This is a genomic window from uncultured Lawsonella sp. (assembly GCF_947252745.1).
Classification (GTDB): Bacteria; Actinomycetota; Actinomycetes; order Mycobacteriales; family Mycobacteriaceae; genus Lawsonella.
In genome coordinates this window covers 21463-36705 of sequence record NZ_CAMXWW010000011.1, presented here as the reverse complement: position 1 = coordinate 36705, position 15243 = coordinate 21463, and the positions used below count along the sequence as shown (strand labels likewise).

The following is a 15243-nucleotide window of genomic DNA, read 5'->3' as shown; positions in this document are numbered from 1 at the left end:
CGTTTATACTGTTAGAAGAGTTTTACATGTGGGTTCGAGTCCCACCGAGGGCACTTTTCAATTCCCCTGGTAGATCGGCATAAAAGCTGGTTTACCAGGGGATTTACTATATCTACAGTAGGTGCTCAAGGGGGCACGAGGGGGCGTAAAAAGGCTCTAAAATGCACCAGATGTAGCCAAAATGTAGCCAAAGAAGCGCATGAAAAAAGTGGGGGTGCCCAGCACAAACACCAGACACCCCCACCTCTAGGATCGCCTAAACATCCTCAGGAACCGGCGGGAAATCGCCAATGCGTCCCCCATGCTCCCACAGAATAATTTTGTCGATGTAGTTCCGGGCGCGACGATAACGCGTCTCCCACTTCACCGACTTCTGCTCCCATGAACTCACCTCATTTTCCAGCAGAGCCGTCCTTTCCCGGAGGTGGCCCAGCTCGGAGTGCAAATTATCCATCTGTGCAGCCTGGGCGGCGGAAAGTTTGGAAAACTCATCCACCACACCACGCTGCGCCTGAGTAGCGTTGATCCTCAGCGATACGAGGCCGCCGATCAGCGCGCCTAGCACAGTAGCTACGGGGATAGCGTAGATACTCCAATCCATGCTTTACCCCCTTGCTACTGCGATACAGCCCCAGTCGTCGGCGCCTTAGCGGCGGCAGTGCTAACACCCAGCACAGCAGCCACCAGACCGGTAATAGCAGCCCAATTAGCGTCACCGAGGATGCCGTAGGCCTGGAAGACGGCGGCGGCGGCACCAGCAACCGTGTAGAGCGCCACCCGCCAGCTCGTCTCAGCGTTCACGATAGCGAACACGGCACCGATGACAGCGACGGCGAGAGACGACCACAGCGCGGCCTGGCTGTCGTTGAGCACGCCGAACGACACGAGCACGGTCATGAGTGCGGCGGCCACAATGTAGAGCCGTTCACGCACAACCGGGGTAAAGACCTTCTTACAGAATTCCTTGATTTTCTCCATGTGTTTCTTCCTTTCTTAGCGAGCCCGATACTTACGGGGCACCGGAATACGAATCAGACCAACGATCACACCCATAGCGGTGCGTGCAGCCGTTTTACCAGCATCGGTAGGAGTGAAAGCCACCGCGAAGTCCCCGATAGCGTCAGCGATACGGGCGAAGAGTTCGCACCCCCGGATCACCTCGCTAGCTGTGGAAACGTCGGGAAGCTCTACCTTTCCCAGGGTGAGGTCGAGAGAAGCTACCCCCTCCCCACCCTCTGGTTCGTTGACGTCGGCTAGAACATCGGTAATGTCCATGCGATTTTCCTTTCCATGAAAAGACCCCCACCGGGATTGATGGGGGTACGTCTATAGCTGGTTGAGCCTACAGGCTAGCTCAGACAAATAGTCACGGCCCGTACCGGGGCACTCGCGGCACCCGTAGGACGTGTGGAGACCAGCTAGATAGCCTGCCAGCTCAGGCACCGTAGACAGCGCCCCCCACAGTCGCTCCACAGTCCCCATATCCTCCAAAAGCTGCATGTCAGCCCGTAGAACCGTTCTCAGCATCGACACCACCCAGCGGGGAACATCAAGAGACGCCGTAGGAGTCAGGTCAGCGGTCAAACGCCACAGTGAGCCTTTAGCAGCGTCACAGACCACATCGCCGGGGATAGCGGCCTGGAACACGCGACTATGCGGGATATGCCGCTTACCGCAAATGCCGTGGCCGTGGAGGTGCTGAGAACCGATCTGCACACCATACGGGCGCCTCGGGTCCGCTACCAGCGCCACAGCTTTGAGCCGTGGATGCCCCGCCACAGTGAGCGCAAAATCCCCCGCCGCCTCTGCCCCCTGCGAGTACCCCAGAAGCACGATCGGGGCTTTGGTATCCCGCGCCCATTCCTCCGAGAGCTTTTCTATCGCCTGCCGTTTTGACTCAGCGTAGGAGGTAGGCAGGGCGAATGTTGCCGGGTAGTCTATCCAGGTCACACTGTATTTTTGCTTGTTTAGGCGGCGGGTGACACCGGCGAGCATCCCTTTTTTACTATCCCAGGTTCCGGGTACGGCTAGGACTCGTGTTTTCATTTTTTCTCCTCTGTGCTGTTGGTAGCCCCCCGAATGGGGGTGGTTTTCTTTTTTCTTCTCCAAAAACCTTGCGCGCCGCAATTACGGCGTGTATAGTAATAGATATAAGAAAGAAAGACGGCACAAGCCGCACAATCGGAAAGGATCCGAAATGACCACCTACATCGACGCAGAGTACGGAAACGAAAAGCTCCACACCCTCCCCGCCAAAGACCAAGTCTGGGCGCGCACCCTGGTCTACGCTGCCAACGGCCTCCCCGGCTATGTCACGCAGGATTACATCGGTAAAGCCCGGCACGCCTGCTATCGCGACCACATCTTTGTGAGCCCATGGAACCCGCAGGAATGCACTCTCGCAGAGTTCGCGCACAATATCCCCGCAGCCATCCGCCCCGCGCTCATGGAATCCCTTTACAGGGAATGTGACTTCAACGGCGTGCCCCGAGTTCTCGCCCCGGAAAACTAGACGATCAGGGATACCCCGCGACTATGCGGGGTATCTCCCTACCACCTAGAGAAGGTCAATATGAACATCAATGCGGAATTTCGCGCGCTGAAACAACTCAGCGGACTCACATCACAGCACATCGCCGATAAATTCGGCGTCGGACTGCGCACTACACAACGCTACGAAACAGAGTACGAGCCGCGCCCAGAGATCATGGACTACCTACGCAATATCGTTGCGGACGATACGCGCTATGTAGAGGAAGTTTTGGACGGCATCGAAGATGTAATCGATGAGAGCAATGAGAAGATGGGGGTAGTTCGCGATCCGGACGCTATTAGCATTCCCCGGTATCTCAATAGTCATTACTACTACCGCGCGGAGGGTCGTAATGCTATTCCCTACGAGCGGTATATGGCTCGGTTGAATCGCATCATCTCGGCGCTGATTTTAGATGGCTACGAGGTGGAGTATGAGTATTATCCAGTCGAAGAGTGACGCTAGTTTGTGGTGTAGTTCACACTTATTTTTCTTCTAAAATAACTTGCGCGCCGTAATTGCGGCGTGTATAGTTATAGGCATAAGGAAAAAGAAAGACGGCACAAGCCGCACAATCGGAAAGGAAATCCGAAAATGGCCACCAAAAAAGCAACCGCCGCGCAAGCAAGCTACATTGCCTCCCTCGCAGAACAACTCGACCACACCACAGTAGAAAAAGCCTTCGCCCGCGCCGCAAAAATCAACTGCAACGCCACCTGGACTTACGACTCCTGCGAAACCATCACCAAGGCCGTCCGCCGCCTCACCGTCAAAGCAGCAAGCAGCCTCATTGACGATCTCAAGGACAAAAAAGACGCCCAAAACTACGGCTACTTTGAAGACTACGAGCTCGACGATGACGACTACGACGACATTCTTGGGTATTGCTAGATAGCTTGGATGCCCTCACCGACCATGGTGGGGGCACTCCCCTATTTAAGCCCGAAACCGGGGATACCCAACGTCTGCCCGATCACCGCCAACGCATCGACGACAGTGTGACCGCCCAGCTGTGTCCACCCCTTGAAATCAGGTTTGCCTTGTGGGGTGCGCCCCGGCCCCGCCAACTGCTCAAAAGTCAGCCGCTGGTAATCCGGCGATAGATGTTTAGGTGCGGCCATTTTCTTACCTCCATGTGAAAACAATGCCTCCAGCTCAGCGCGGGTACCCTCAAAAGCGTTGCAGTCAAGCTGGAAGCCCGCTACACACCCAGCCGACGTGAACTGCCACATTACCGGTTTTTTGTTACTCAATGGATGCTGCCACTGCCGATGCTCCCGGCCGCCGAGGCTTGCGTACCGGCGCGCCGGGGCAGACGGGGCATTAATGGGGTAGGCAGCCACCCACACAAACAGCCCAGGCGGCAACGCCGGATCACCGAGCCCCTCCCAAAACGGCACATAGGAGTAGATGCCCGCACAGCGCACCCCCGCAGCAGCCAGAAGATCCTTTGCGAGGCGAATGTCAGCCGCCGTGAATCGTTCTCCCGGTGCCTCAAAATCAAGCCAGACCGGGAGGTCTTTCCGCCCTCCTAGCATTGACAGGCAGGTAGCTATGCTCCCTCGAATGTCCTTGTGCATATAGTGGTACACCGCTTTTTTCATACTGGTACCGTCAGCATCGGCAAGATGGCTGTGGAAACATCGATCGCGGTACGTGCCATCTCCTGTGCGAATGATGACAAAGCTCATGCCATCTGCCTCAGCTTTCTTGAGGCTTAGGCCGTTCTGCCATTCGGATATGTCGATTCCGTAGAATGTCATGATTTATCCTCGCTTATTTATGAAATCCGCTGTTTTCATCAAATAGACCCCACAACAGGCAGCCCTATTTGATAAAAATCGCCGATTTCATCAAATAGGCAGCCTGCTTTTGGGTATAAAAAAGCCCCCATTTGGTGGGGGATTAGTATTGGTAGTGGAATAGGGCTAGCCCCGGCGCGCCTCTGTGACCAGCCGTAACCTCTGAGAGTTTTGAGCTGCTAGTGCCACGACGGCCGCCCTCACAGTAGCGCCATCCTCCGTGCATACCTGTTCCGAGGGTATACGGTGAGTGGCCGTGCTGCATTCCGACAGCGCCCTTCTCAAACTTCCCGTGCACCCACCCAGTATGCTGGAGAGCTGTTACCCACCCGTACACGGCCCCCTCTGCCGTAGTAGCACCTGGGATCTCATCAACGTAGGTATCGACGCCTGGTCCCGGTTCGGTTTTCCGAAACTTAGCCCCACCCTCACCCCCTTCAAAAATATGCAGAGTTAAGCGGTCCTCAACGATCTTGTATTTTTTGAGCGGGCCTCGCTCACCGTCATCCGCATACCCCATGTCTGTAATCATTTTTCCGCCTTTACCACCGCCGCCAGATCGCCCAATCCACAGATGAACAGACCTCGCGCCATCCGGCCAACTCCACGTAAACACGTTTCCATTATGTGTAAGCCTTGGTGACCGACTGCTGGATTCGACAAGACCGAACGCCGAGGGATTAGTAGCGCCGAGGTATGGCGGCCTATTCTCGACACTCCATTCCTCCCACACCTCGCCATAATCGAGAGCCGACCGGACACGGGCGTTATCAGAATCTACCTGGGGATAGTAGTTGTTACCCAGATTACCGTTACAGAAAACACGGGGCATAAAAACTTTTTCGTTGTAAGAACAAATCTCCCCATTAATAAAAATACGATCGGGGATGATCGCAGAACCGTATTTGTTATCAAAAATAAGTTCATTGTTTACGCGACATCTGACTGCGTATCCTGACAAGTTGTCATAGACGGCTACGAAAACCCCGTACAGTGGCGCGCCGCCCGTTATACCATCGCCAGGCGGCAAATGCTCCGAGTAATCACGATCGTGCTTACTACTCTTACATCTAAACCTCAGCACCCCATCATTAATAGTAATTTGGGTGAAATTCACCTTCCCCTCCTGCCCAATAGTGAAAACAGCGCCCTCCGTCGCCCAGAATGAAAACTGGTGCCGTCGCCCAGAGAAATACTCTTTTGGAGCACTGATTACACCGCCATTGGGGTGCACCCAGTCCGCCATTTCGGCGACCCGGAGAAAAGCTTTCGGGATGCCATCAACCATCTGTTGCCCGTCACGGACGACCGCACGCGTATGGTAGCTCATAGATATACACCTGCTATAGATACTGATAGGCCGATATACTCCCCTGTGACCCCCGATGTTGTGAACGTAATAATGTCGCCCGCGTCCATGCGAATATTCAGCTCTTTCGAAACAACTTTCAATGCTGTACCTGTAAGACTCACGGAGCCTTTCACATGGCCATTGACTAGGATATTCACCGTCAGAGCCGCCGGATCATTACCCAATTGGGTAGCCGAAACGACCCGTGCCACGAGAGTACTAATTTTCCCGTTGAAGCCTTTATAGATACCCAGCGGGGTATCGTTCGCACCGTTGTAGACGTTACCGGACGCTACATAAACCTCGGCGTCCCAGTAGCCGAGGTTCTTGCCCGTCAGCACGTTCACCATGCGGTTAAACGCTGTTGCGAACGCATCCGCCACCTGCCCGGCAGCGCCAGCAGCCCCCTGTAAAACAGAGTTCATGCCGTCAGTAACAATCTTGACGATCTCATCCGTGGAGGCGACAGCTAGACCCGCAATATCCGCCGCGTTCTTGGACACCAGCGCACTAACCTTGCTGATCTCGGCATCAACATAGGCGGTCAGCTCTCCTGGATCGTAGCCATCGCCAAGGTCAGCAATGGCCTTGTCCACCTTCTTCTGCGCCTCATCCAAACGTGTGTTGATGCTTCCCATCCAGTCGCTAAAGGGCTTCGTCTCACTATGCAGCCGTCCCAGAAGATTCTTCGGCAGATCAACATCTTTAAACGACTGTAAGCGCTTCAGCCCGGGGACACCGCCATTAGACGGGTACACCGTCAACTCTGTTTTCGGGAACGTCCCATACTGTGGCTCGAACTCGTTAGGCATTAGTCTCTCCCCATCCGCCGATCGGGTAGTCATCGCTAGGCGGGATATACTCCTTCTCGCCGAGAACAACCTGGGCTATATGAGACGCTAACGCCATAGCTGTTTCTGGGGGCATGATAATAATCTCTCCATCTATCGCAGGGCAGGCCACAGCCTGCGTAACCCGCTTAACAACAGTCTCTCTATCCAGTTCCATTAGCCGATTCCAATCGCCTTAATCGCCTCACCAACGCGCGCTACACGTTGTTGCAGCTGCCTAATGGGGGAAACGTCGGCATTAGGATTACCGACCGTTACAGACCATCTCAGCCCGTTTTCTCTACTATCAGACCAACTCACAGAAGTAACCCTCTGCACAATGCTATGAGTCATCCACTGTTCAATCTGCACCCCCACCCGGTCACCCAGCGCGAGATCGCCCCAACCTTCACCGCCTACCAGATACGGCGCACCATCACGAATATCGCACGTAATCGTCTCCGTGCTACGGGAGTCCCAGAACCCCTGCCGGATAGCGTCAAGAGCACCTAGAGTATTCGCCTGATCCGTTGAGACAAACAGTTCCTCGTTATGGATCCACCCCAGCTGTTTCGTGCGGAAAGGAGACTTGATGTTGTCGAAGGCAAGGAAAATATCAGAGTAGAAGTTCTTCACCATATCGTCGACGGTGTCACCCAGTGTGGGCATAAAGAAGATCGAGCCCGCCACATTGAAGCCCATCTTGATAAACGCACCGATGGCCTCGTTCACGCCAGGCATGGACTTACCGCCGGTGGAAACCGACACAGCAGTACCGGGCTTCACCGTGTAGCTGTACTTCTCCAGATGGCACGCACGGAAATTTACCCACGGCGCGTGGCGGCCGACCAGCCCCCACGCACCAGGCAGGCGAGACTCGATAGGCTCCGACGAATCCGTTACATCTGAGAACACTTCGTCAACGAAATTGTCTGCTACCGCTACCGCTTCACGGATAAGCCCCTGCGCAATACCGCCATTAATGGAGGTTTGCCCCTCGATTGTGTCGGTCTCCACAATATCGAAAAAACACTGCCCCTCACGCGCTACCAGGCAGCCAGGATACGGCGCAGGGTCGCCCTGAAACCACCTCCGGTAAGTAAGCCTCAGCTTCTTATCCACCATGATTGGGGTAGCCATTTCAGACCAGGTTTTCCACCGTGAGGTGATCACGCACGGGCGCGTGTTATCCAACACCAGAGACGAGGGGATCACCATGTACTGCCAGTCCCACGGTTGCACACCATCCAACCAGGTTCTCGGGTCGAGTGGGTCATCCGGGATCGTCCACAGATTCATTTCTTGACGCGCAATGTTAAGGAATAAGGCAAGTTTCAGCATGTAGCGCGAAGGGCCGATAAGGGAAAAATACTTAGGGAACTGCACCGACGCAGGAAGGAAAGGATTAGACCGGATAATGACACCGTTCAGCAGGTTCTTATCATCCGGGATAGTAAGCGTGATGGTTGAGCCACCGTCCGCCCCCTCACCCACAATACTCGACGCTAAACCAGTGAAACGGTGCCCACAGTTCTCCGCCCTTACCAACACATTCTTCGGTGTTTTCCGATTGTCCAGAAGCCAACCAGCCAGATAGTGAGTACCGGGAAGGACAAGTTTACCCTCATACGGTTCTATCTCGTTTTCCCCAAAATCAGCCTCGATGTACCCGTTACCTAGCCCCATCAACATGCCGTTACCGTCATAGATATACACCTTGGGCTTCTGGCGGCGAGCACGATAGGACTCCATCTCAGCTACAGCAGCGTCCTTAATATCCTGAAACTCAGTCATTACGGCTTAACCCCCACGGACGTGACCAGCGTCTAATCTGCCGGCACTCCACACCACCACCAGGCAGATTACCGATCACCGTGTACGCATCATTGAGAAGTGACGCTATCGACGACACCTTAAAGCGGGAGCGGATAGCAGGTGTCAGAAACTCGTCAAACTGTGAGTTAACGCTAGTAATGGCCTCATCGATTTTTCCTGCCAGCCACTCGAAATCGTGGGTCAGTAATTCGCTTTGCGGGATTTGCCCTATCGTCCCTTGGAGGGCCTCAGCCACCGCAAGATAAAACGGAACCGGGGCGTTCATCGGCAGGTCGAGAGTCTTAAACAACGTCTGCAACCATGGCAGCGGATTCACGTACACCGGCAGCTTTGTAGGCGGAGTATACGGGGGGATAACATGCTCAAAATACTGTCCCCGCATCTGTGCCCAAAACGAGGGGAAGCCAGGAGCAATAATCTGGCGTGCGTCCGGCTGTGTATCGACAATAAAGTTCATCCCGGGACCGGCGTGCGGGAGTACCACAAAGCGGTAGTCGAGGACGCTATCAAGCTCGAAGCCTTTAGCTTTTCGTATAGCCTCCACGTCCCAATCGGGAAGAATCACACTCAGCGGAGACTTCACAACCCAGTAGAGGAACATTGGCTGATCTGACGGGTTCTCCACCGTCATCTCATGCTTATAGTGCAGACCGTCGAAAATGAACGACTCCGCAATATCCTCCTCCAGCCACATCGGGTTATCAGCAATACACGTAATGCCCACAGTGGAGAAACCAATCAGGAACGTGTTCTGATCAATATCATCAGAGGGGGCTTCGGAAAGCATCACATCCAGGTAGCGTGTAGTGCCCGCCACCTTATCATTGAACGTAATACGGGTACTACGGCTATAATCCCAGGCTTGGCGGAATGCAGAATCAATCTCTACCCACCGATCACGGTTACCGCCCTTGACATCAAACTTTAGAACAAGTGTTCGAGGCTCAAACTTATGGTCAAGATACTGTGCCCCAATACCACGGGCTGTCGTCTGCCGAATCGTCGTCACAGGAGCATCGTAAACGCCGCTGAACTCCTTACAGAGCAGCACCCCTTCACTACCGGCCTTATCACCACTGACATGCCATAGACTGCCGTCGCAGCCTGTAATAGTGACGTTAAACCGCTTCAGGAACTCCTGATTAGCTACTGGATCACTCATGCGAAAACTCCCACGCTAGTTTTTTCCTGCGCCATAAACGTGCTGAACATCTGTTTAGCCTCAGACATTGATTGCGGGTAGAGATTGATAGTGACAGCACGGCCACTGCCGTTCCCCTGATAGGAGGCGATAGGCTGCCCCACACCATTTCCGTACACGCCAGAACCGCCAAAGGCCTTATCCATGCCGGCAGTATCGAGCTGCGGAGTATTAAACCCTGGTATGCCCATATCTGGGATAAACCCAACAGCGGTATCGCGCCCGGCGCGCAGCATCCGCCCGCCAGCTAAACCGACCTGCTCCGCCGCCATACCGGCAAGCTGAGACGCTGGCTCCTTCGCAATATCGATACCGGCAGACAATGCAGTAGTGCCAGTGTTAATAGCCCCACTTGCCACACCGCCGATATAGGGGATGAAACTTGCCGCGGTGCCAAGCGCATTACCAGCAGTTTTTACACCCGTACTCGCAAGATCAAAGCCGGCGGAAGTCGCGGAAGATGCAGCAGTCGCCATAGCTTCCGGAACAACATTGTCGTACGCCTGGAGCGGAACCTCAGTAAGAGACGTAGCAGCACTACGGGCAAGATTAGATCCAGACGAGTTGCCGAGAGCCTTAGCAATATCGGCCGCCTGCTCCTTCGGAATAACAAGCTCGCCAGCAGTCAACATAGCCGGGTTTTTATCTTTGCCCGGCTTGCCTTTCACCACGCCGCCTTTAGACATGTACTGCACTTGCTGGTCTCGGCTCGCGTTCAGCCAGTCAGCTAGAGTAGTCGCAGTTTTAGCCCCGGCGAACCGCAGCATAGCGACTACAGAAGAAGCAGGGTCGAACGGGTCATCTGGCAGTTTTGTATCATTCTGAGAGTTGAACGCTGACCTAGTCAGCCCCCCCAACCCCATGAACACGCTCTTGTTGTCGGCCCATGCGGTGCCCTTTGTCATGCCCTTACCGGACTTTTTCGCTCTCGGAGGTACTTTCCACCCGCCGCGTTCCTGCTGGAACTTCGGGTCGCCTCCAGAAACCCGCCCAATATAGGCGACAGTATCCGGAACAGTATTACCTGCGAGACCAAGATACAGGTGGGCTTTCTCAACAAGCGCCTTCCATTGCCCAGCACCACCGGCAGGGTCATAAGGGGTACCAGCTTCTTGAACAAGAGCAGCACGATACTTCTGGTTCTCAGTAGGAGATTTGATCTTCTCACCGGACGATGTGCCGCCCTCAGCAGCGGCCGCCCTGTCGGCGATATTCTCCTTAGACGGTTTCAGCCCATACTTCATCAGCCCGGCGGGGGAAAGATCAATGCCGGTAGCATCCTCGAAGATCTTTCTCGTGCCGCTCACCCAGGCGGGGACTTCGGTAGGCAGCCCCCACACTTGCAGAGCAGAGTTGATTTGCCCGGAAAGGAACGAGCTTGTAGCGGTAGCGGCAACGTTGCCGATCATGTCGCCCCATGTAGCGCTACCAGAATCAGCACCGGACGGCGAGGGGCTGGCCGACGCCTCCGGCATATCCCCATCGACAGAACCAGCGTTCGAGGCACTTGAAGCGAACTCATCAACACCCGGCTGCCGAGTAGAAGCCAACGCGGACGGTTTAGGCTGGATGAAGGCGAACTGATCAGCGCCCGGCAGGTTCCAGCCGGCAGCATTACCACCGACCTTACCCATCGACGGGTCAGAACCACCCATCTCAATATTCGTACCATCCGGCAACGTACCAGCAGTATGCCCGTTAGCGCCGTGCCCATACCATCCGAAACGGAGAGTCCCGTCGCCACCCTTACCAAGGGTAAAACCGTGCCCGGATAGCCACGCACCCATTGTTGACGTAGAGAAGTAGCGTTGGGCGAACGGGGGGAGGCCAACAGCGTAGGCTGCTACAGCGCCCATAGCTCCAGAGCAGTCGCCCCACTCCTTACCCCCATACACGTACGGGTCACCCTGCAAAGGCTTACCCTCGCTACCGTCTACGAAATCCCGTAGCTCCTTGCCGGTACGTTTGGCTACCATCCCGCCCTCAGCAAGGCGTGGAAGCTGTAACCCAGAGTTCATTGCCTTAATCCACGGCCAATTAGCGGCGGTAGCCTCAGCGTTAACCACAGACTCACCGTTAGACACCATCACCAGCGGCATACCGGACTCATCAACGCCAACAATGGAGTCACTGGTGCCAGTCCCGGGGCCGTGTAGCTTACCGTCACGCTGCCGTACAGCGCCGCCAGCACGTAGCCCCTGCAACTGTGCGCCCCAATTATGCAGACCGCTAATAAAAGGGATCGACACGCCCATAATCTTGCCGGGTAGTGTCGTCATGAACCTGCCCAGAGCGTGCAGCGGCGCCTTAATCAGATCGGCTAGGCCGGAGAAAGCGGCGCGTGCGGCAGACCCAAAGTTGTTGAACAGTCCTTTGAGGCCATCAATGGAGCTTCCCATCTTGTCAAACACTTTGCCGAACGACGCATTATAAATCTTCTTGAAGAAGTCCCCGGCAGCGCTCCACCCATCACTGATGCGGGCAGTGAAGCCGTCCCACCAGTCGCCCAACATGCCCCACTTTTTGGTGATCCAGTCGGCGGCACCTCCGGCAGCCATCTTGATATGGCCCCACATGTTGATGAAGAAGTTACGGAACGCATCAGATTTATTCCACAGGATGGCGATAGCCGCGCCGACGGCGGTTAACGTGGCGATAACCCAGCCTACAGGCCCCATAGCGAGTACCCAGCCGGCGGCCACACGCGCCCCTTGGACTAGCGACTGAACAGCCCACACTGTCATGCGCTTAATAATTTGCAGGGTAGCCCATGCCGCCATTTTCACAACACGCCCAAACTGTGCTATCTGCACAGCAGCAGACTTAATCGCAGCGCCCTTGGCGGCAACCCAGCCAGCAGCAGCCTTCGCACCAGCAGCAAACGTCTTTAGACCCCACCAGGTAGCCTTGAGCGTGAGCTTCGTGAAAATCGGGATAGCAACAGCAGACAGGCCGATGAGGGCAGCCTTCATGCCGGCAGACGATTTATTAAACGTATCTACAGGGTTACGCAGGGAAGCGAGCCCCACAGTAACCTTCTCAACCACCCATGTAGCGGCCTTAGCCGCATAGGTGAGCGGCTTATCCACCGCATCATAGACCACAAGACCAAAGTCCTCGACAGCGTTCTTCACCTGCGACCATGCGCCAGGAAGACCCTTAGCACGCGACTTCGCAAGCTTAGCGGCAGCGCCAGCCTGATTGATGCCCTTCTGCATCGTAATAAAGCCCTCGGCGCCCTCCTTCGCGGCGATACCGGCGAAACGGGCAGCGTCAGAACCGAACGCCACATTCGTTGCCGTTACATAGGCTTCACGGCTCATACTCTTGGAAGCGTCCTGCAAAGCCCCCATCACATAGGCCATGCCCTTAAAGTTGCCCTGAGCGTCGAAAGCTTCAACACCAAGCTCTTTCAGCGCACCCTGCACTTGCTTAGAAGGGTTCGCTAACTGCTGCAATGTACGCTTCATGAGCGTACCGGCGTCACTGCCCTTAATACCATTATTGGCGAGAACAGCCAGAGCAGCAGCCGTATCATCGATGCTAACGCCGTAGCTTCTCGCGACAGCTGCGGTCTGCTGCATACCGTCGGCAATGTCCTTCATCTCCGCAGACGACTTATTAGCGGCATTCGCCAGGACATCGGAGACATAGCCGGCCTGTGACGCTTCCAAGCCGAATGCGTTAAGAGCGTTAGCCTGAATCGTTGCGGCCTCAGCACCGGAAATCTGGGCGGCCTCCGCCAGCTGCAACGTGCCACGGGCGGCAGCCATCGACTGATCAGCATTCATGCCAGCTTTAGCTAACTCAGTCATGGCCAGAGCAGCATCGGCAGCAGAGGTGGAAACAAACGACGAATCAGTACCGAGTTCACGGGCGGCCTGTTTCACGTTCCGCATCTGTGACGCAGTAGCCCCCGATACCGCCTGCATAGTATTAAGATTCGTCTCAAACTCCATACCGGCCTGCACGACACCTTTAAGCGCCATACCCACACCGGCAAAACCGAGACCACCCGCCAGAGACCGGGCAGTCAGAGCAGCCGACGCCGCAACCCCCTTAAGACTCTTACCGAATACAGCATTCTTCTGCGCGGCCTTACCGGCGGCAGCCCCCGACGCGGCTAGAGCAGCCCCATGTGCCCCCTCCGCCACCTCCGCGTTAATATCGGCAGTTTTTACCCTTGCGCGGGCAATAGCGAGATCATTAGCGGCCTTAACAGACCGTTCAGTAGCCTTGGCCGACTGGTTGCGCGCCGACGTAAGATCACGCTCAAGTTTGGCGACAATACCTGTTTTGCCGTCAGCGCGGGCAGCCTTCAACAGTCCTTCAACACGCGTAACCTGGTTAGAAGCACGCATAGACGCACGCTTAGCCTCCGCTAACTGCGTCTCAGCAATACGCACCTGCCCGGCGGCGTTAGCAGCAGCCGACCTTGCGTTAGCAACACGAGCGTCAGCAACGATAACAGCGTTAGCGGTACGCTCCCCACCAGCACGCACAGAAGCGAGATCGGCCTCACGCCGTTTAAGATCCTCAGAAGTATCAGCAGCCCGCCTCTTCGCAGCAGCCAAACGCTCCTCAGCCCGCACACGCTGCACAGTAGTAGAAGAAGAATCGTCCAGAACCTTCTTCAGCTTCGCTTCAGCAAGACGAACATTACCCGCCGCCTTAGCCTGACGATCGCGCGCATCGGCAGCCGCCTTAGCCGCCCGCTCAATCTTCCGTGAGGAAGCGGAGATGCCAGCCGCGGCAGCTTCACCCGCGGCACGACCAGCAGCACCAAACTTTGCTGCCATGGCCTTACCGCCCGCCTGGCCGGCCTTCTCCGCCTCCCGCTTAACCTGTGTAACGAGTCCCCTGACTGAGGCTAGAACCGGCACATAAATGCCATTTTGCATATTTTATCCTCCGAGAGACTCAACATAGGTAAGAACATTTTCAACAGAAGCCCCGCCCAAATCCCCATAATGGGTAACATTGCGGGACTCTTCAGACCAGGGATACGACGGGAGCGCCTCAATCGCCTTCCGTAGGTCCTTCTCCTTCACGCCAGGAAACTCGCCGGCGATAACATGCAGAAGGCCAAGAATACGAAAGAGAACATTGTCCTTATCGTCCCAAAGATGACCATCAACCTTCGTGGAGGGGGTGCCGGCAGGCACATTCTGGAGCAGCACACGAAGCTTCCGTAGGGTAATATTCCCTAGCCAAAACTCCCGCATGTAATCCACCCCGTACACCTGCATGAGGGTAGCCTCGCAGGCCTCAGCGCCGCCGAACCCCCCCACTAGGCCGACGATAGTTAGTCTTTTCCCTCAAACATTTCAGTAGTCCGCTGTGCAAACTCGTTGAACACTAGGAGGAAATATGCGGCACGGCCGCCAGCGTCGCAGAACCGCTTGTACTCGTCAGACCCCATATAGGTTTTCGCAATGTCAACAGGGTTACTGCCAATGTTTTCGAAGGCCTTCAAGGTCTTATCGTCGGCAAGAGAGGGGTCAAGAAAAGTAAACGTTTTGCCCTCGAAAGTGAAGGCCACACGATCGGGCGCGACACCGCCGTTAGCTTCCTTCTTCTGGGCAAGAAGAGCATCAAGATCGATAGCAGGCATAGTGCTTTCTCCTATGTGAGAGGTACAGAAATGGTGGTGTGGCAGGACTCAAAGATAAGGTGTGGAAAGGGTGGGA

General features: G+C 55.4%; 16 protein-coding genes. 3 read left to right on the top strand and 13 right to left on the bottom strand.

Annotated elements, in window-relative coordinates; genetic code table 11:
- Positions 1-256: 256 nt before the first annotated feature.
- The 4 genes from Q0X28_RS08035 to Q0X28_RS08020 are packed head-to-tail and all read right to left on the bottom strand — an operon-like array spanning position 257 to position 2046.
- Positions 257-601 (bottom strand): hypothetical protein, encoded by a 345-nt coding sequence (locus Q0X28_RS08035; protein WP_298577511.1) that lies wholly within the window; start codon positions 599-601, stop codon positions 257-259.
- 14 nt (positions 602-615) lie between these two features.
- Entirely contained in the window at positions 616-978 is a 363-nt protein-coding gene (locus tag Q0X28_RS08030; protein WP_298577510.1) for a hypothetical protein, read from the bottom strand.
- Positions 979-993: 15 nt separating this feature from the next.
- A complete protein-coding gene (locus tag Q0X28_RS08025) occupies positions 994-1275 on the bottom strand; it encodes a hypothetical protein (protein ID WP_298577509.1) in 282 nt (93 codons plus the stop codon).
- Positions 1276-1326: 51 nt separating this feature from the next.
- Positions 1327-2046, bottom strand: a complete 720-nt coding sequence (locus Q0X28_RS08020) for a cutinase family protein (RefSeq protein WP_298577508.1) — start codon at positions 2044-2046, stop codon at positions 1327-1329.
- 151 nt (positions 2047-2197) lie between these two features.
- Between Q0X28_RS08020 and Q0X28_RS08015 the strand changes: the two genes are divergently transcribed.
- From Q0X28_RS08015 to Q0X28_RS08005, 3 genes are all read left to right on the top strand, one after another.
- Positions 2198-2512 (top strand): hypothetical protein, encoded by a 315-nt coding sequence (locus tag Q0X28_RS08015; RefSeq protein ID WP_298577507.1) that lies wholly within the window; start codon positions 2198-2200, stop codon positions 2510-2512.
- A gap of 60 nt (positions 2513-2572) precedes the next feature.
- Entirely contained in the window at positions 2573-2992 is a 420-nt protein-coding gene (locus Q0X28_RS08010) for a hypothetical protein (protein ID WP_298577505.1), read from the top strand.
- A gap of 135 nt (positions 2993-3127) precedes the next feature.
- The gene (locus Q0X28_RS08005) at positions 3128-3424 is read left to right on the top strand and encodes a hypothetical protein (RefSeq protein ID WP_298577503.1); all 297 of its coding nucleotides are present in this window, start codon (positions 3128-3130) and stop codon (positions 3422-3424) included.
- A gap of 41 nt (positions 3425-3465) precedes the next feature.
- On the opposite strand, the gene Q0X28_RS08000 is transcribed toward Q0X28_RS08005, so the two are convergent.
- From Q0X28_RS08000 to Q0X28_RS07960, 9 genes are all read right to left on the bottom strand, one after another.
- The gene (locus Q0X28_RS08000; RefSeq protein WP_298577501.1) at positions 3466-4296 is read right to left on the bottom strand and encodes a glycoside hydrolase family 25 protein; all 831 of its coding nucleotides are present in this window, start codon (positions 4294-4296) and stop codon (positions 3466-3468) included.
- A gap of 142 nt (positions 4297-4438) precedes the next feature.
- The gene (locus Q0X28_RS07995; RefSeq protein ID WP_298577499.1) at positions 4439-5665 is read right to left on the bottom strand and encodes a hypothetical protein; all 1227 of its coding nucleotides are present in this window, start codon (positions 5663-5665) and stop codon (positions 4439-4441) included.
- Complete coding sequence (locus Q0X28_RS07990) at positions 5662-6498, bottom strand: hypothetical protein (protein WP_298577497.1); 837 nt, start codon at positions 6496-6498, stop codon at positions 5662-5664. Before Q0X28_RS07990 ends, Q0X28_RS07995 begins: the two co-directional genes overlap by 4 nt.
- Positions 6491-6613: a hypothetical protein gene (locus Q0X28_RS07985; RefSeq protein ID WP_298577493.1), complete on the bottom strand. Its 123-nt coding sequence runs from the start codon at positions 6611-6613 to the stop codon at positions 6491-6493. The genes Q0X28_RS07990 and Q0X28_RS07985 overlap by 8 nt, the downstream gene beginning before the upstream one ends.
- Before the next feature lie 80 nt (positions 6614-6693).
- On the bottom strand, positions 6694-8310 hold the full coding sequence (locus tag Q0X28_RS07980) for a hypothetical protein (RefSeq protein WP_298577491.1): 1617 nt from the start codon (positions 8308-8310) through the stop codon (positions 6694-6696).
- Positions 8303-9514 carry a hypothetical protein gene (locus Q0X28_RS07975; RefSeq protein WP_298577488.1) on the bottom strand — a complete coding sequence of 404 codons (1212 nt, stop codon included), beginning with the start codon at positions 9512-9514 and terminating at the stop codon, positions 8303-8305. The genes Q0X28_RS07980 and Q0X28_RS07975 overlap by 8 nt, the downstream gene beginning before the upstream one ends.
- Complete coding sequence (locus tag Q0X28_RS07970) at positions 9511-14454, bottom strand: phage tail tape measure protein (protein WP_298577486.1); 4944 nt, start codon at positions 14452-14454, stop codon at positions 9511-9513. Before Q0X28_RS07970 ends, Q0X28_RS07975 begins: the two co-directional genes overlap by 4 nt.
- Before the next feature lie 3 nt (positions 14455-14457).
- Complete coding sequence (locus Q0X28_RS07965) at positions 14458-14844, bottom strand: hypothetical protein (RefSeq protein ID WP_298577484.1); 387 nt, start codon at positions 14842-14844, stop codon at positions 14458-14460.
- Positions 14845-14858: 14 nt separating this feature from the next.
- Positions 14859-15167, bottom strand: coding sequence for a hypothetical protein (locus Q0X28_RS07960; RefSeq protein ID WP_298577482.1), 309 nt, complete (start codon positions 15165-15167; stop codon positions 14859-14861).
- Positions 15168-15243 lie beyond the last annotated feature (76 nt).